Origin of the sequence: Bradyrhizobium nitroreducens, from assembly GCF_002776695.1 — a bacterium.
Taxonomy (GTDB): domain Bacteria; phylum Pseudomonadota; class Alphaproteobacteria; order Rhizobiales; family Xanthobacteraceae; genus Bradyrhizobium; species Bradyrhizobium nitroreducens.
The window spans coordinates 6134398-6150378 of record NZ_LFJC01000003.1; the positions used below are offsets into that span (position 1 = coordinate 6134398).

Consider the following 15981-nt stretch of genomic DNA (forward strand, 5'->3'; position numbering starts at 1 on the left):
GCCTGTCAGTGGCGCCCCAGCCGATGAAGCAGCTCGTCCGGTCCCGGCTCCTGGCCGTGATCCCTGATCCAGGCTGCCGACATGCTCCTGATCTCGCCCGGGGTCAGGCCAAACTGCCGGCGAAAGGCGCGGACGAACGTGGAGTCGCTGCTGAATTGCAGATCGACGGCAAGATCGATCAGGCGCCGGTCCCGCGACGCCGGCGAGATCAGCAGCATCAAGGCGCGATTGAGCCTTTGCTCCTGCACGTAGCGTGCGAGACCGCCGTCGTCCTCGAACAGGCGATAAAGGCTGGCCCGGGAGATCTGGAAGCGGCGGCAGAGCTCCTGGGCCGTGAGCGCTTCGATGTCGAGATTGGCTGCGATGTGGCGCTTGATCATCGCGAGATACAGATGCCGCTCGGCCCGCTCGATGGTGCCGTTCACGTCGACCACGCTGCCGGCGGCCCCGGCGACGATATCGGCCATGGCCTCGATCGTAGCCTCGATGGTGGCGTTGGGGGCGCCGGCATCAGGCTCGGTCGGCCGCCAAAGCGCGGCAAACTGGCTTGCCAGAAGGCGGGCGTGGAGATGCCCGGCCGGCAGCGATGACGCCGTCGCCGAGTCCGGATGGGCCAGCCGGGGCGCCAGCAGCGGGCGCGGCAGGATCAGCGCCATGTGATGGGCGCGCGCGTCGTCCGCCCCCGTCAGCACGGTGCGGTTCGGTTGCGCCATGTCGATCAGGCAGATGTCGCCAGGCCGCAGCGTCACCTCGCGGCGTCCCGAGGCGAACTGCATTTCGCCGTGCAGGCAGAGGACGACTTGATAGTGATCGAGGCCGCCGCGCGCGACGTGCGCGGGTGTCCTGTTGTATTCCAGCGCGGTCGCGAAGGATTCGATCAGCAAGGCATTGCCGAACGCCATTGTCGCGGTGGAAACATGGAAGTCATCGTCGGCGGTCAGCGGAATGACGTCGCAGATGCCCGACGTTGCCGCCCGCAACTGTGCGAGCGCTGGCGCGCCGCGCCCGGTCTCGTCGGCCGACATGGTCTCGCTCATTCGTGCCTCGTGGACATCGCGTTTCGACAACGGCAAGACCGCACACGGCGTTGACCAATGCGGGCGCCGATATCGGCAGCATTCATTAGCGATCCGAAAACCGCGTCGCAAGCAACACTACCCTGGTGAGATCGTGCGAGGCTGGTGCAGCCAAGCGGCTCTGTGCTCCGCGTGCATCAGCGTCCGGTGAAATCCTCGCGTGAGACGCTGAGCACATCGCCCGCATGGACAACCTGTTACCCCTCTGCGGCGTCTTACGACGTCGCGAATGCCCGACTTGCAGGCAGGTGCGGCAATGCTTCTGCTTGAGGTTCGCGACATTGAAGTCCATCGGACTGCCGCTGCGCTTCGCGCTTATCGCCGCCACGCTCGGCCTCGCCTGCCAGGCAAACGCAGCCACGCTGTTTGTGACGACCACGGCAGATAGCGGCGCGGGGAGCCTGCGGGCGGCGATCACCAGCGCCGGCAATGGCGACACCATCATGTTCCAGACCGGCGGCACCATCACGCTTGCGAGCGAGCTGCCTGTCATCACCAGGAACCTGACCATCGACGGCAACGGCAACAATCCCGTCATCAGCGGGGCCGGGACCTATCGCCCGTTCTTCATTGGCGACGCCGGGACGACCGGCTCGACCTATTCGGTCACGATCGCGAATCTTTCCATCGCCAATGCGGCGGCGCATGGCGGCCTCGGCATCGACGGTGGCGGCGGCGGCGCCGGTCTCGGCGGCGCGGTGTTCGTGTCGAGCAACGGCGCGCTGACGCTCAGCAATGTGAGCCTGAGCAACAACCAGGCGAGCGGGGGCGCGGGCGGCGCCTTCACCAACAACCTGGCCGGTGGCGGCGGCGGGATGGGAGGAAATGGCGGAAGCAGCCCGAGCTCAGCGGGTAACGGCGGCGGCGGGCTGGCCGTCGGCAGCGATAGCGTGAGCGGTCTTGGCACCAATGGCGGCGGCACCAACGGCGGCATAGGCACAACCAGCAGCGGCGGCACCGGGGGGAACGGAGGGTTCGGTGGTGGCGGCGGCGGCGCCGACAATAGTTATACGCTGGGCAACACGCAGGGCGGCAGCGGAGGATTCGGCGGCGGCGGGGGCGGCGGCTCCAACTTCATCGGTGGCCAGGCTAGCGGCGGCGCGGGCGGGTATGGCGGCGGCGGCGGCGGCGCATTCAGCGGAGTTAGCGCCGCCGGCGGCAATGGCGGTTTCGGTGGCGGCGGCGCCGCCGCTTACTCGACTACGCGCATCGGCGGCGCCGGCGGCTTCGGCGCCGGAGCCGCGAATGTCAGCCTGCTCGTCGCGGGCGGCGCGGGCGGCGGCGGCGGGCTCGGTGCCGGCGGCGCGGTCTATGTCCAGACCGGCGGCACCGTCACGGTCACCGGCTCGTTGACCGTCAATGGCAACGGCGTTGCCGGCGGTGGTGGTGGCGGCGGCTACGGCGATCCAGGCAGCGCCTTCGGGTCCGGCATCTTCTTCCAGGGCACCGGCGGCACCCCGACCACACTCGCCTTTGGCGCCGGCAGCCAGTCGATTGCGAACGGAATTGCCGACTACATCGGCTCGGGCGGAACCAATCCCGGCGGCGGCACCAACGCCGCCGACCAGGGCGGCAGCGTCGCGCTCACCAAGAGCGGCGGCGGCACTCTCACGCTTGCCGGCCCCAACACCTATAGCGGTGGCACTACCATCAACGAGGGCACGACGCTCGTCGTCGGCAATTCCGGCGCGCTCGGCAGCGGCGCGCTGACGCTCAACGGCGGCGTCACCGGCGTCACCGTGAACTTCGACGGCAGCTTCACTGTCGCCAACGACATCACGGCAACCGGCGATCCGACCTACAACGTTCTCACCGGCAACACCGTCAACCTGAGCGGCGTGCTGTCGGGGTCGGGCGATGTCGTCGTCAACAACCAGAGCGGCTATGCCGGAACGCTCGTTCTGTCGGGCCTGAACACCTATACCGGCCCGACCATGGTCGAGGCCGGCACGCTGCAGGCCGGCTCGACCAGCGCCTTCGGCAACAATTCCGCAATGACGGTTTTCGCCGGCGCGGTGCTCGACCTCGGCGGATTCTCCAACGCCGTGGGATCGCTGGCCGGCGCCGGCACCGTGACCAACAGCGGCGGCGCCGCCGTCCTGACCGCCGGCGGGGACAACAGCTCGACGGTGTTCTCCGGCACGATCCAGGACGGCGCGGGAGCGATGGCCTTGACCAAGGCCGGCAGCGGCCTGCTGGTGCTCACCGGCGTCAACACCTACAGCGGCGCAACCCTCGTCGGCGGCGGCGAGCTGCGGGTGAATGGCTCGATTGCGTCGTCGAGCCTGACCACGATCGGCAGCGGTGCCATCCTCAGCGGCAGCGGCACGCTCGGCAATACGCTGATCCAGGGCGGGGCGATTTTCGCGCCCGGCTCGGGGACGCCGGGCAGCGCAACGACGATTGCCGGCAATCTCGCCTTCCAGTCGGGGGCGGCCTATCTGGTGCAACTCAATCCGAGCGCGACGACCGGCGCCGTCGTCACCGGCGCTGCGACGCTCGCGGGCGGCGTGACCGCGGCGTTTGCATCCGGAACGTATCTCACCCGCAGCTATTCGATCCTGCATGCGGGGTCGATCAGCGGCAATTTTACCGCCTTCTCCACCGTCGCCCTGCCGGCCGGATTCAGCGTCGGCCTGCGGACCACCGCAACCGACGTGCTGATCGATTTGACGGCGCAACTCGGTGCGCTCTCCTCCGGCGGGTTGAACCGCAATCAGCGAAATGTCGCCGATGCGCTCAACGGCTTCTTCAACGGCGGCGGGACGCTGCCGCCCGGCTTCGTCGCCTTGTTCGGGCTGACCGGCACGCCGCTGGCGGGCGCACTGACCCAGCTTTCCGGCGAGACCGCAACCGGTGCGCAGCAGACGACCTTCGATGCCATGGACCAGTTTCTCGGTGTGCTCACCGATCCCTTCGTCGACGGGCGCGGTTCGCGCGGCGCGGATGCCGATGGTGCGATCGGCTATGCCGCTGTGGCCGGCAAGCGCCACGGCGCCGAGCGCGAGGCCTACGGCATGATGGCCAAGGCACCGTCGCGCGCGAGCTTCGATTCGCGCTGGAGCGTTTGGGCCGCCGGCTTTGGTGGGTCGCAGATGACCGACGGCAATGCGGTGACCGGCTCCAATGCCGCCACCAGTCGCGTGGCCGGCACCGCCGTCGGCGCGGATGTGTGGCTGTCGCCGCGCACGGTCGCCGGCTTCGCGTTGGCCGGGGGCGGAACGAGCTTCAACGTCGCCGCGGGCGGCGGCGGTCGCTCCGACCTGTTCCAGGCCGGCGCTTTCGTGCGGCATGCGGCCGGGCCGGCCTATGTCACCGCGGCGCTTGCCTATGGCTGGCAGGACGTCACCACCGACCGCACCGTCACCGTGAGCGGTAGCGAGCGGCTGCGGGCGCAATTCGATGCCAATGCCTTGTCCGCACGCGCCGAGGCCGGCTACCGTTTCGCGGCGCGATGGCTCGGCGTCACGCCTTATGCAGCCGCGCAGGTGACCGCGTTCGATCTGCCCGCCTATGCCGAGCAGGCGGTGGCCGGCTCCGGCACCTTTGCACTGCGTTACGCGGCGAGGACGGCGACTGCGACGCGCAGCGAGATCGGCTTGCGCACCGACAAGTCGCTCCTGATCGATCAGGCGGTGCTGACTGTCCGCGGCCGGGCCGCGTGGGCGCACGAATACGGCGTCGATCGCAGCATCGTCGCCACCTTCCAGACCTTGCCCGGCGCAAGCTTCGTCGTCGGCGGCGCATCGCCCGGTCCCGACGCCGCGCTGGCGAGTGCGTCCGCCGAGATCACGTGGCGCAATGGCGTCTCGATCTCGGCGTCGTTCGAAGGGACGTTCTCGGACGTGGTCAGGAGCTACGCCGGCAAAGGCGGCGTCCGCTACGCGTGGTAGGCCTCGATCGTCGGATGGGATCGGTCGGGCTCTATCCGCCTACCACCAGATCGTCGCGATGGATCATCTCCGCGCGGCCGCTGATGCCGAGGATGGCCATCACGTCTGGAGAGGAACGGCCCCTGATCCGCTCGGCCTCGTCGGCGTCGTAGGCGATCAGGCCGCGGCCGATCTCGCTGGTGTCGGGGCCGCGCACGATCACGGCGTCGCCGCGGGCGAACTGGCCCTCGACCTTGATCACGCCGGCCGGCAGCAGGCTGGCGCCGGCGCGCAGCGCCGTCACCGCGCCGGCATCGATCGTCAGCGTACCCTTCGGCTCCAGCGTGCCGGCGATCCAGCGTTTGCGCGAGGTGATGGGATTGGCCGGCGTCAGGAACCAGGTGCAGCGGCCGCCATCGGCGATCGCCTGCAGGGGATGCTCGATCTTGCCCGAGGCGATCAGCATATGCGTGCCGCCGGTCGTTGCGATCTTGGCCGCCTCGACCTTGGTGCGCATGCCGCCGCGCGACAGCTCGGACTCGGCGTCGCCCGCCACGGCCTCGATCTCCGAAGAGATGCTCTCGACCACCGGAATGAGCTTTGCGTTCGGGTTGTTCTTCGGCGGGGCGTCGTAGAGCCCGTCGATGTCGGACAGCAGCACCAGCAGATCGGCGCTCGCCATCGTGGCGACGCGGGCGGCGAGGCGGTCGTTGTCGCCGTAGCGGATCTCGTTGGTCGCCACCGTGTCGTTCTCGTTGATGACCGGGATGGCGCGCCATTCCAGCAGCTTGCCGATGGTGGAGCGCGCATTGAGATAGCGGCGGCGCTCTTCGGTGTCCTGCAGCGTCACCAGGATCTGGCCGGCGCCGATGCCATGCGCGCCAAGCACCTCGGACCAGATCCGCGCCAGCGCGATCTGGCCCACGGCGGCGGCGGCCTGGCTCTCTTCCAGCTTCAGCGGACCGCGCGGCAATTTGAGGCGACTGCGGCCGAGCGCGATCGAGCCGGAGGAGACGACGAGGACGTCGCGTCCCTCCTTGTGCAGCTTGGCCATGTCGTCGGCGAGCGCGGCGAGCCAGGAAGAGCGCACCTCGCCCTTGTCGGAATCGACCAGCAGCGCGGAGCCGACCTTGACGACGATACGGCGGAATTGACTGAGTTCGGGGCTGGCCATGTCTGTATGCGTGTCGGCGCGCTCGGGTGATCTGCTCTTGGAAACGGCGGAGCGAGAGAGCGGCGCCGATAGGCCTGCTTTTGCAGCAGGACGATGGCCGGCGCAAGGCGGCCGGCGTGGTAAATGGCGAAGGTCGGCCTTGTCCGGGACGCCGCTCTGGTCCTAACTGCGGCCAACCAAAATGAGGCCGGAGAGGAAAAGAATGGATCGCCGCAAATTCATGGCCGGATGCCTCGGCCTGCCGCTGCTGGCGCAGGCAGGTGAGGCGCAGGCGCAGGCCGGGCTGACCAAGATCATATTTCCGTTTGCGGCGGGCGCCGGCGGCGACACGCTGTGCCGGCTGATCGCGCAGGAGATGGCCCCGGTGCTGCAACGGACCATCGTGGTCGAGAACCGCACCGGCGGTGACGGCCTGATCGGGATCAAGGCGGTGAAGGGGGCAAGCCCCGACGGCAGCATGGTGCTGGTGACGACGGGGCCGACCATGTACCTGCTGCCGATGGTGGAGACGACGCCGAGCTTCGACACGGCGAAGGATTTCGTGCCGGTGTCGCTGCTGGCGCGGTTTGAATTCGCCGTCGTCATCAATCCCGCGATCGAAGCCGCTGACTTCAAGGGATTCGTGGCGTGGCTGAAGGCGCATCCGGACAAGACCTCGTTCGGCGTGCCGAGCAACGGCACGATTCCGCATTTCATGGGCTCCAAGCTGGAGAAGGATCTCGGCATTCCCCTGACCCGCGTGCCCTATCGCGGCAGCGCGCCGATCCTCAACGATCTCGTCGGCGGCCATATCTCCTTTGGGATCGTCACGTTGGCGGACGCACTGCCGCAGCATCGGGCCAAGGGCGTGAAGATCATCGCGTCATCGAGTGCGGAGCGTTCGCCGTTCGCGCCCGAGGTCCCCACGCTGAAGGAGAGCGGCATCGATCTCGTCGCGGACGCCTGGTACGGCATGTGGCTTCCCGCCGGCAGTCCGCCGGATTTCGCCAGCAAGCTCGGTGCCGCCGCGAGCGCTGCGCTCGCCAAGCCCGAGGTGAAGGAGAAGCTCACCGCGATCGGGCTGATCCCGGTCGGCAGCAATGCGGACGGGCTGTCGAAGGAGCTCGCCGCGAACATCGCGTTGTGGCAGCCGATCGTGAAGGCGACGGGATACAAGATCGAGAATTGAAATCCCTCGGCGCCTCACACTCAGTCGTCATGGCCGGGCTTGACCCGGCCATCCACGTGCGTCCGCGATTGCCGTAAGACGTGGATGCCCGGGTCAAGCCCGGGCATGACGAATGGAGAGAGCCTCGCTCCGCTAACTCACATCTTCGCGCGCTGCGCGATGCCGTCCTTGATTGCGGCAAGCTCCGCTTCATCCCAGATGCCGATCAAGACGCCGCCCTTCACCTGCAGCTGGTTGTCCGCATAGGCCGCGATCTTCTCGCGCGGCGTGGTGATGTGGTCGTTCGGATGCAGCGCCCAGTCGAACAGCTCGGCCTGCAGCCGCGCGATGATCCCGGCACACTCCGGATCGTCGCCGCGATCCAGATATTCTTCCGGATCGGTTTCGAGATCGTACAGCATCGGGCGGAAGCCGGAGGCGTGGATGTATTTCCAGCGGCCGTCGAACACCATGAACAGGCGGCAGCGCTCGATCGGCTGGTTCAGCTTCAGCCGCACGTCCTGCATGGCGTAATCGTATTCGGAGAACGCCACCTTGCGCCAATCGCTCGGTGTCGGGCCGCGCAGCAGCGGCAGCAGCGAGCGTCCTTCGAGGATGTGGCCGGGCACCTTGCCGCCGAAATAATCGACGAAGGTCGGCGCGAGATCGATGCCTTCCACCAGCGCATCGCTGCGCGTGCCGCGGGTGGCGTCGGCTTCGCTGGAGGGATCGATGATGATCAGCGGGATCTTGGCCGACTGTTCGTGGAACAGGTCCTTCTCGCCCATCCAGTGATCGCCGAGATAGTCGCCGTGATCGGAGGTGAACACGATCATGGTCGTGTCCAGCAGGCCGCGCTCACCTAAGAACTTCATCAGCACGCCCATCTGGTCGTCGATCTGGGTGATCAGGCCCATATAGGTCGGAATCACCTTCTCGCGGGCATCGTCGCGCGCCATGTTGCGGGAGTAGCGCATGTCCATATAGGCGCCGAACACCGGATGCGGGTTCTGCCGCTCGCGCATCGAGCGGATCACCGGGATCATGTCCTCGGTCGAATACATGCTGGCGTAGGGTTCTGGCGCGATATAGGGCCAGTGCGGCTTGATGTAGGACAGATGCAGGCACCACGGCCGGCCGTCGGTCTCGGCCTCGCTGATGAAATCCATCGCGCGCCGCGTCATGTAGGGCGTCTCGGAATGCTCGTCCGGCACGCGCGCGGCCTTGTCGGCGTGCACCAATAGCCAGCCGTTCTGCAGCGAACCATCCTCGGCCGCGCCGGAATTGGCCCAGTGCTCCCAGGGGTTGGTGGCCTCGAAACCTTGGCTGCGCAGATAGTCGTCGTATTTCGGGCGCGGGCGTCCGGTCGGATGCAAGCCATCGTCGCGTTCATAGGGCTCGAAGCCGCATTCGGCGACATGCACGCCGATGACGGATTCCGGGGGAATGCCGAGCGCCTTCATGCCTTCGAGGTCGGGCGCCATGTGGGTCTTGCCGACCAGCACGTTGCGCACCCCGATCTTTTTCAGGTGATCGCCGAGCGTCGGCTCGCCGACGCGAAGCGGCCAGCCGTTCCAGTGCGAGCCGTGCGAACGCATGTAGCGGCCGGTGTAGAACGACATTCGCGACGGGCCGCAGATCGGCGATTGCACATAGGCCTTGCTGAACAGCACGCCGCGCTTGGCCATGGCGTCGATGTTGGGCGTCTTCAGCGTGGGATGGCCGGTGCAGCCGAGATAGTCGTAGCGAAGCTGGTCGCACATGATCCAGAGAACGTTCTTCGCGCGCGCCATGCGTCATCCCTGTCGTTTCTTGATTGTTTGATGCTGCGCTATCGCGCGAACGAAGACAAGCGGCCGGCCCATAGGGCCGACCTGATCAAGCCGACCACGGCTCCGCTTCGGCCGCGCTCTTCGCCTTGGCCGAGACCGGGGCCTCGCCGATCACCTCGACGAGCGCGCGCAATGCTTCCTTCACGCCCTGGCCGGTAACCGCTGACAGCAGCAGCGGCGTCTTTTTCGCGGCGCGCTTCAGGCGTTCCTTCTGCTTCTTCAATTCCTCCGGCTCGACCGCGTCGATCTTGTTCAGCGCGACGATCTCGATCTTGTCGGTCAAGAGCCCGCCATAGGCGTCGAGCTCCTTGCGCACCGTCTTGTAGGCCTTGCCGGCGTGCTCGCAGGTGGCGTCGACCAGGTGCAGCAGCACGCGGCAGCGCTCGACATGGCCGAGGAAGCGGTCGCCGAGGCCGGTGCCTTCATGCGCGCCCTCGATCAGGCCGGGAATATCGGCGAGCACGAATTCACGGCCGTCGGCATTCACGACGCCGAGCTGCGGATGCAGCGTGGTGAAGGGATAGTCGGCGATCTTCGGCTTGGCCGCGCTGACCTTGGACAGGAAGGTCGACTTGCCGGCATTGGGCATACCGACGAGGCCGGCGTCGGCAATGAGTTTCAGCCGCAGCCAGATCCAGCGCTCCTCGCCGGGCTGGCCGGGATTGGCGTTGCGCGGGGCGCGGTTGGTCGAGGTCTTGAAATGCGCGTTGCCGAAGCCGCCATTGCCGCCCTCGGCCAGCACGAACTTTTCGCCGACCTCAGTGAAGTCGTGGATCAGGGTCTCGCGATCCTCGTCGAAGATCTGCGTGCCCATCGGCACCTTCAGCACGATGTTCTTGCCGTTGGCGCCGTGGCGGTCCGAGCCCGAGCCGTTCTCGCCCTTCTGGGCCTTGAAGTGCTGCTGGTAGCGGTAGTCGATCAGCGTGTTCAGCCCGTCGGCGACCTCGATGATGACATTGCCGCCGCGGCCGCCATTGCCGCCGGAGGGACCGCCGAATTCGATGAACTTCTCGCGGCGGAACGCCACGCAGCCGTTCCCGCCGTCACCGGAACGGATATAGACCTTTGCTTCGTCGAGGAATTTCATGGGCCATAGGTAGGCCAGCCGGCCCCCTGCGGCAACCCGGATAGACCCGCAAATCGGCCGAATTTCTCGCGATTTGGGGCCCTTGCTTAACCCCATGGTACCATCCGGCATGACTTGGATGTGATACAGCCGCATCGAACCGGGGGCGCGCTCCGTGCAGACCGTCAGGCTGGCGGCGCATCGCCGGCCGGCAGCAGGGCGCAGCGAAGCGGATGCTGGCGGGCCGCCGCAAGATTCTGGATTTTTTCGCGAAAAGCGACAGCCTCGGTCCGGGGAAATATCCCGCAGGAGCCGCGCTTGCGGGCGTGGGTAGAAAACATGATCGCGGTGGCGCGCTCGCGGCTCACCCCGAAGACGTTTTCGAGGACGAAAGTCACGAACTCCGCCGGCGTGTAGGGGTCATTCAGCAGGACGACCTCCAGATAAGGCGCATCGCTACGATCGGCTTCGACATCCGCAATTGCACCCTTGGCGATGCCATGGCTCAGATAGAGAAGGGCATCGTAGCGGGTGGCGCCCTGTGCGGAGAGGAAGCGACCGACCGGCTCGGCGAACAGCTCGACCAGCATGTCGGCGCCCGTCACCACCGTCCGTTCGGACAGTTGCGCCTCGTTGAACGCAAGCTGAAGCAGGTGACCGAGGCCCGTCGACGGCTCCGTCGCGCCCGCGGCCTCGACGTCCCGCCGCAAGCGCATCAGGTCGATGCCGCAGGCCTGCATCACCGGCGAAGCGTCTTCGTCCTCGGTCAAGGCGATCAGCAAATCCTGCGGGCCGGGATGTGTGCGGCTTTGCGCCCGGGCGGCCGAAGTCGCGCGCTGGAGCGAACGCTTGAACGTCTCGGAGCAGGGCGGCAGGAGCGCCATCGCGGGCCATCATCATCGTGCGGTCGGGTTGTGCACGGTATTTGTCGAAGGTTTTCCCGCCGCGGTTCACGCCCGGCCTGCTCGTGATGCGAGGCGGCTCTGCTAGCCCGGTCGCCGCCGGATCAGGAATTTCTGCGTCCCCTCCAGCACCAGTTCCTTGCGCTGGTTGAATACGGTGCTGCGCAACGTGACCGTGCCGGTCGTTCGTCCCGGCACGAGCTCGGTGACCTCCAGCGCGGGGTAGATGGTGTCGTCGGCGTAGACAGGCTTGAGGAACCGGCTCGATTGCTCGAGGAAACCGACCAGCGATTCCTCGACCATGAAGGGAAACAGGCCGGCGCCGGGCGCGGTGTGGATCAGGGTCTGGAAGCCGTGCGCAAGCAGATGCGGCATGCCGCGGCTGCGGCAATATTCCACGTCATAATGCACGGGATGGGTATCGCCGCTCGCGGTCTGGAACGCGGCGAATATCGCCGAAGTCTGGGTCCGGCTCGGCAGCACGAAGCGTTCGCCGACGACGAAATCCTCAAACCAGCGTTGCGTCGGGATCATGCGATGCCGGGTCGGATCGAAGTCGCTCATGCGCTGCACCATCAGGACGAATTCGGAAAGTGATCCGTACCGCGTGAGGCGCAGTGCGACAATGCGTTCAATTCGCCGGAGTTGGGCTTGTCCCGCGCGTCGACGCGACTAAAACGCCTCGATGCCCCTGTTCAAGAACCTCTCCGCCTATGACGATCGCTCCGCGCGCCTCGCCGGCATCGGGCTGATGGTGCTGTCGATCTTCATGTTCTCGTTCGGCGACGCCATGGGCAAGTTCCTGGTCGGCACCTATTCGGTGGGGCAGCTCCTGTTCCTGCGTGCCTGCGCGGCGCTGCTGTTGCTGTCGCCGCTGATCTGGAAGCAGCGTCACCAGTTCCTGCAGCTGGAGCGTCCGGGGCTGCAGCTGTTTCGCGTCGTGCTGTCGACGCTGGAGGTCGCCGCCTTCTTCCTCGCGACCGTCTATCTGCCGCTTGCCGACGTCATCACCTATTATCTCGCCGGGCCCATCTTCGTCACCGCGATGTCGGCGATCTTCCTGGGCGAGAAGGTCGGCTGGCGGCGCTGGACCGCGATCCTGATTGGCTTCTGTGGCGTCCTGATCGCGCTGCGGCCGTCGGCGCAGACCGTCAGCCTGCCGGCGCTGATCGCGCTCGGCGGGAGCCTGTCCTTCGCGACCCTGATGCTGATCACGCGCAGCCTGCGCAAGACGCCCGACATCGTGATGGCATCCTCTCAATTCGTCGGCACCTTCTCGCTGGGCGCGGTGTTGTCGGCCTTCAACTGGGTGCCGCCGACGCCGGGCAGCCTCGTGATCTTCGCGACGGCCGGACTGATTTCGGTGACGGCGCTGTTCTGCGTCAACCGGTCGCTGAAGCTGGCGCCGGCCAGCGTCGTGGTGCCCTATCAATATTCGATGATCGTCTGGGCCGTGATCTTCGGCTTCGTCGTGTTTGGCGACGTGCCGTCGGTCGCGACGATCGTCGGCGCGGCGATCATCATCGGCGCCGGGTTCTACATCTACTTGCGCGAGCGCGATCTCGGGCGTCCGAGCGAGGAAGTGAATCCGCCGGCGTAGCTCTTACCCTCCCCTGGAGGGGGAGGGTCGGCTCACGTTGAGCGCAGCGAAATGTGAGACGGGGTGGGGTGAAGGTCTCTCCACGTCGCACGGTGCCCGAGTGGAGAGATCACCCCACCCCGCTCGCGCTACGCGCGATCGACCCTCCCCCTCCAGGGGAGGGTAAGTCACTTCATCCTTCTCGCACTGCTCCAGCTCTTCAGCGAGGCCCACACGCCGCGGGACAGCCGGAAGCAGTCGACCGGTGTCGACGATCCAAGCGCGAGGAAGCGGTGCAGCTGCACGCCGCTCCACTGGAAGCCGCACTTCTCCAGCACCTTGCGCGAGGCCGGATTGGTGACGCGCGCGCCGGCATGGAGGTGATCGTCCTCGAACTCCTCGAAGAAGAAGTCGATCGCGCCGCGCGCGGCCTCGGTGGCAAAGCCCTGGCCCCAATGCTCGACGCCGAGCCAGTAGCCGAGCTCGGCATTGCCTGGCGTGGAACAGTCGATGCCGACCATGCCGACCGGCCCCGAGTCGTGCTCGATCAGGAACACGGTCTCAGCTCCGAGCGCAGCGGTGGCGCGGATGAATTCGACGGCGTCGTCCTGCGAATAGGGATGCGGCAGGCGGCGGGTGTTTTCGGCGACGCGGCGGTCGTTGGCGAGCCGGGCGATGGTCCTGACGTCGGCCAGCGTCGGCCGCCGCAAGGTCAGCCGTTCGGTGGCGACGACGCTGGGTCTCGCCTCCGCCAAGGTCACGCTCGAGAAATCCTGCAACATGTCCGGCTCCGTGAAAGTCACTAAGTCAAAGTGAGCAAGTCAAAAGAAAAGGGGAGGCCGGTTTCCCGCCTCCCCTTGGAGCCTTCGATCTCGATGATCTCTAGGACTCCGCCGGTTCAGTGGGACCGGCGGACTCCAATGTGATCCACCGTCTATTCAGCAGCCTCTGCGATCGGGAGGACCGATACGAACGTGCGGCCGCCTGCTTTGGCCTGGAACGTGACGCGACCCTCGATCTTGGCGAACAGAGTGTGGTCCGTGCCCATGCCGACATTAAGGCCGGGATGCCAGGTGGTGCCGCGCTGACGCGCAATGATGTTGCCGGGAATCACAACTTCCCCGCCGAACGCCTTGATGCCGAGGCGCTTACCCTTGGAATCGCGACCGTTGCGCGATGAACCGCCTGCTTTTTTGTGAGCCATGGCTCGTCTCCGAAATCCTGCGTAGGTCTAGATCAATTCCTTGACGGAATCATTTCAAAATTTCTCACGCATCAATTCGTGAACTGGCGTGATCGATTTTGCGTTACTCGGCGGCTTCCGCCGCCGGCTCCTTCGCCACCTTCTCCCGCTTCGGACGCGGGCCCTTGGTGGGCTTGGCGCCGTCGGTCAGGATCTCGGAGATGCGGAGCACCGTGATCTCGTCGCGATAGCCGCGCTTGCGGCGCGAATTCTTGCGGCGGCGCTTCTTGAACGCGATGACCTTGGGGCCACGCTTGTGGTCGAGCACCTCGACCGCAACGGAGGCGCCGGCCACCGTGGGAACGCCGAGCACCGGCGTGTCGCCGCCGAGCACCAGAACTTCATTCAACTGCACGATCGAGCCGACTTCGCCTTCGATCTTGCCAACTTCGAGAACATCATCCGGCACGACGCGGTATTGCTTGCCGCCGGTTTTGATGACTGCGAACATCGTTTTTTTCTCCGTGTTCAATCCCGGCCTCGCGACAGAATCGTCCGGGCCGGCTTTTTGTCAGTCGCTATGGGTTTATGTGGTTTTGTGCGGGCGGGAGTTATCCCATTGAAAACCCACGCAAAAACAAGCGGCGCGAGAAACGCCCCGCGCCGGCTGTGGGACTTATAGCCGCCGCCTGCGCCAAGTCAAGGAAAACCGCCCAAAACAGCCCGGATTTGAAGGATTTGGCCCGCCTTGAGGCCTTCAGCGGAATCTCGGGCTGCTTTGCAACAAACCGGTTCCCTCGCAGTTAGTCCGCCGGAACACGCAAGCGGGCAAGGGCTCTTCAATGGCAACGGACGAACTGGTCAAGACGACGGGCATCGCCCATCACGGCGCCGAGCGGCTGCCGTCGGTGGACGTCGACAGCTTCAATATCGAGATCAAGGACGAGGACGGCTTTCTCGGCGATCGCGCCAGCAAGGGCGCGTTCCGCGAGATTCTCGACCGCTGGCGCAAGCCGGTGCGCAAGAGCGGCGAGGATCCGTTCGGCAAGGAGCCGTCCGAGAACATCAGCAAGAAGACGCTGGATGACATTCTCGTCGGCGACGACGTCGAGGCCTCCGCGCTGGTGCACAGCGCCATCGAGGATTTCGCCCAGGAGCTTGCCTACGTCACCCGCCGCTTCCTCAAGACCAAGGCCTGGGCCAAGACCGAGCGCATCGTGGTCGGCGGGGGTTTCCGCGATTCCCGGCTCGGCGAGCTCGCCATCGCGCGGACCGAGATCATCCTGAAGTCCGAGGACTTCAAGATCGACCTGCTGCCGATCCGACATCACCCGGATGAAGCCGGCCTGGTCGGCGCGCTGCATCTGGCGCCGTCCTGGATCTTCGAGGCCCATGACAGCATCCTCGCCGTCGACATCGGCGGCACCAACATCCGCTGCGGTCTGGTCGAAACCGGCTGGAAGAAGGCAAAAGACCTGTCGAAGGCCAAGGTCGTGACATCCGAGCTGTGGCGCCATGCCGACGACGAGCCGACCCGCGAAGGCGCGGTGAAGCGGCTCACCAAGATGCTGAAGGGGCTGATCACGGAAGCCGAGAAGGAAGGCTTCAAGCTCGCACCCTTCATCGGCATTGCCTGTCCCGGCGTGATCAACGCCGACGGCTCGATCGAGAAGGGCGCGCAGAACCTGCCGGGCAATTGGGAGAGCAGCAAGTTCAACCTGCCGGCGAGCCTGATCGAGGGCATTCCGCAGATCGGCGAGCACGACACCGCGATCCTGATGCACAATGACGGCGTGGTTCAGGGCCTCTCCGAGGTGCCGTTCATGCAGGACGTCGATCGCTGGGGTGTGCTCACCATCGGCACCGGCCTCGGCAATGCCCGCTTCACCAACCGCCGCAAGGACCGGGACACTACGGAGAACGGCAAGAAAAAGGGCAAGGAAAACAACAAGGACAGCGCCAAAAGCGACAAGGAGTAACCTTGACTGGTTAGGTTAAGGACCGGATTGCGTTGCGGCGCCGAGGTTGCACGCTACGGTCGAATTGTCGCCTCACCTGGCCGGCGAAGCCGCCCTTCCCAGCCAGTATTTCAATGAGCGGCACCGGGACCGCCAGTGTTTACCGCGTCTGGCGGTCCCACCCCGTTTTTT

At 66.1% G+C, this 15981-nt stretch carries 13 protein-coding genes; 4 read left to right on the plus strand and 9 right to left on the minus strand.

What is annotated here, in order from left to right; all coding sequences use genetic code 11:
* Positions 1-5 precede the first annotated feature (5 nt).
* The gene (locus TSA1_RS29355; RefSeq protein WP_100179367.1) at positions 6-1037 is read right to left on the minus strand and encodes a helix-turn-helix domain-containing protein; all 1032 of its coding nucleotides are present in this window, start codon (positions 1035-1037) and stop codon (positions 6-8) included.
* 320 nt (positions 1038-1357) lie between these two features.
* Between TSA1_RS29355 and TSA1_RS29360 the strand changes: the two genes are divergently transcribed.
* Positions 1358-4969, plus strand: a complete 3612-nt coding sequence (locus tag TSA1_RS29360; RefSeq protein WP_100179368.1) for an autotransporter domain-containing protein — start codon at positions 1358-1360, stop codon at positions 4967-4969.
* A 31-nt stretch (positions 4970-5000) separates the two neighbouring features.
* Here TSA1_RS29360 and proB read toward each other — a convergent pair whose 3' ends face one another.
* Positions 5001-6122: a glutamate 5-kinase gene (proB, locus tag TSA1_RS29365; RefSeq protein WP_100179369.1), complete on the minus strand. Its 1122-nt coding sequence runs from the start codon at positions 6120-6122 to the stop codon at positions 5001-5003.
* Between the two features lie 202 nt (positions 6123-6324).
* Between proB and TSA1_RS29370 the strand changes: the two genes are divergently transcribed.
* Positions 6325-7290: a Bug family tripartite tricarboxylate transporter substrate binding protein gene (locus TSA1_RS29370; protein WP_100179370.1), complete on the plus strand. Its 966-nt coding sequence runs from the start codon at positions 6325-6327 to the stop codon at positions 7288-7290.
* Between the two features lie 137 nt (positions 7291-7427).
* Here the strand turns inward: TSA1_RS29370 and TSA1_RS29375 are convergent, their stop codons facing one another.
* The 4 genes from TSA1_RS29375 to TSA1_RS29390 form a co-directional block, all read right to left on the minus strand.
* A complete protein-coding gene (locus tag TSA1_RS29375; RefSeq protein ID WP_100179371.1) occupies positions 7428-9062 on the minus strand; it encodes an alkaline phosphatase family protein in 1635 nt (544 codons plus the stop codon).
* An 85-nt stretch (positions 9063-9147) separates the two neighbouring features.
* Positions 9148-10188 carry a GTPase ObgE gene (gene obgE, locus TSA1_RS29380; RefSeq protein WP_100179372.1) on the minus strand — a complete coding sequence of 347 codons (1041 nt, stop codon included), beginning with the start codon at positions 10186-10188 and terminating at the stop codon, positions 9148-9150.
* Between the two features lie 164 nt (positions 10189-10352).
* On the minus strand, positions 10353-11051 hold the full coding sequence (locus TSA1_RS39045) for an ATP-dependent Clp protease adaptor ClpS (protein ID WP_145984388.1): 699 nt from the start codon (positions 11049-11051) through the stop codon (positions 10353-10355).
* Positions 11052-11153: 102 nt separating this feature from the next.
* Positions 11154-11633: a MaoC family dehydratase gene (locus TSA1_RS29390; protein ID WP_100181408.1), complete on the minus strand. Its 480-nt coding sequence runs from the start codon at positions 11631-11633 to the stop codon at positions 11154-11156.
* Between the two features lie 121 nt (positions 11634-11754).
* On the opposite strand from TSA1_RS29390, the gene TSA1_RS29395 reads away from it, so the two are divergent.
* Positions 11755-12669 carry a DMT family transporter gene (locus tag TSA1_RS29395; protein WP_100179373.1) on the plus strand — a complete coding sequence of 305 codons (915 nt, stop codon included), beginning with the start codon at positions 11755-11757 and terminating at the stop codon, positions 12667-12669.
* A 167-nt stretch (positions 12670-12836) separates the two neighbouring features.
* On the opposite strand, the gene TSA1_RS29400 is transcribed toward TSA1_RS29395, so the two are convergent.
* From TSA1_RS29400 to rplU, 3 genes are all read right to left on the minus strand, one after another.
* The gene (locus TSA1_RS29400) at positions 12837-13430 is read right to left on the minus strand and encodes a GNAT family N-acetyltransferase (RefSeq protein WP_174719122.1); all 594 of its coding nucleotides are present in this window, start codon (positions 13428-13430) and stop codon (positions 12837-12839) included.
* 152 nt (positions 13431-13582) lie between these two features.
* Positions 13583-13852 carry a 50S ribosomal protein L27 gene (gene rpmA, locus TSA1_RS29405; protein ID WP_100179375.1) on the minus strand — a complete coding sequence of 90 codons (270 nt, stop codon included), beginning with the start codon at positions 13850-13852 and terminating at the stop codon, positions 13583-13585.
* Positions 13853-13955: 103 nt separating this feature from the next.
* A complete protein-coding gene (rplU, locus tag TSA1_RS29410) occupies positions 13956-14342 on the minus strand; it encodes a 50S ribosomal protein L21 (protein WP_100179376.1) in 387 nt (128 codons plus the stop codon).
* Between the two features lie 331 nt (positions 14343-14673).
* Between rplU and TSA1_RS29415 the strand changes: the two genes are divergently transcribed.
* Entirely contained in the window at positions 14674-15810 is a 1137-nt protein-coding gene (locus tag TSA1_RS29415) for an ROK family protein (protein WP_100179377.1), read from the plus strand.
* The last annotated feature ends 171 nt before the right edge of the window (positions 15811-15981 follow it).

What these genes read in the sequence shown, in the direction of transcription:
- TSA1_RS29390 (WP_100181408.1), bottom strand. Translation starts at nt 11,633, where the DNA reads ATGAGCGACTTCGATCCGACCCGGCATCGCATGATCCCGACGCAACGC.
- TSA1_RS39045 (WP_145984388.1), bottom strand. Translation starts at nt 11,051, where the DNA reads ATGGCGCTCCTGCCGCCCTGCTCCGAGACGTTCAAGCGTTCGCTCCAG.
- proB (WP_100179369.1), bottom strand. Translation starts at nt 6,122, where the DNA reads ATGGCCAGCCCCGAACTCAGTCAATTCCGCCGTATCGTCGTCAAGGTC.
- rpmA (WP_100179375.1), bottom strand. Translation starts at nt 13,852, where the DNA reads ATGGCTCACAAAAAAGCAGGCGGTTCATCGCGCAACGGTCGCGATTCC.
- TSA1_RS29375 (WP_100179371.1), bottom strand. Translation starts at nt 9,062, where the DNA reads ATGGCGCGCGCGAAGAACGTTCTCTGGATCATGTGCGACCAGCTTCGC.
- TSA1_RS29370 (WP_100179370.1), top strand. Translation starts at nt 6,325, where the DNA reads ATGGATCGCCGCAAATTCATGGCCGGATGCCTCGGCCTGCCGCTGCTG.
- obgE (WP_100179372.1), bottom strand. Translation starts at nt 10,188, where the DNA reads ATGAAATTCCTCGACGAAGCAAAGGTCTATATCCGTTCCGGTGACGGC.
- TSA1_RS29415 (WP_100179377.1), top strand. Translation starts at nt 14,674, where the DNA reads ATGGCAACGGACGAACTGGTCAAGACGACGGGCATCGCCCATCACGGC.
- TSA1_RS29400 (WP_174719122.1), bottom strand. Translation starts at nt 13,430, where the DNA reads ATGTTGCAGGATTTCTCGAGCGTGACCTTGGCGGAGGCGAGACCCAGC.
- TSA1_RS29355 (WP_100179367.1), bottom strand. Translation starts at nt 1,037, where the DNA reads ATGAGCGAGACCATGTCGGCCGACGAGACCGGGCGCGGCGCGCCAGCG.
- rplU (WP_100179376.1), bottom strand. Translation starts at nt 14,342, where the DNA reads ATGTTCGCAGTCATCAAAACCGGCGGCAAGCAATACCGCGTCGTGCCG.
- TSA1_RS29395 (WP_100179373.1), top strand. Translation starts at nt 11,755, where the DNA reads ATGCCCCTGTTCAAGAACCTCTCCGCCTATGACGATCGCTCCGCGCGC.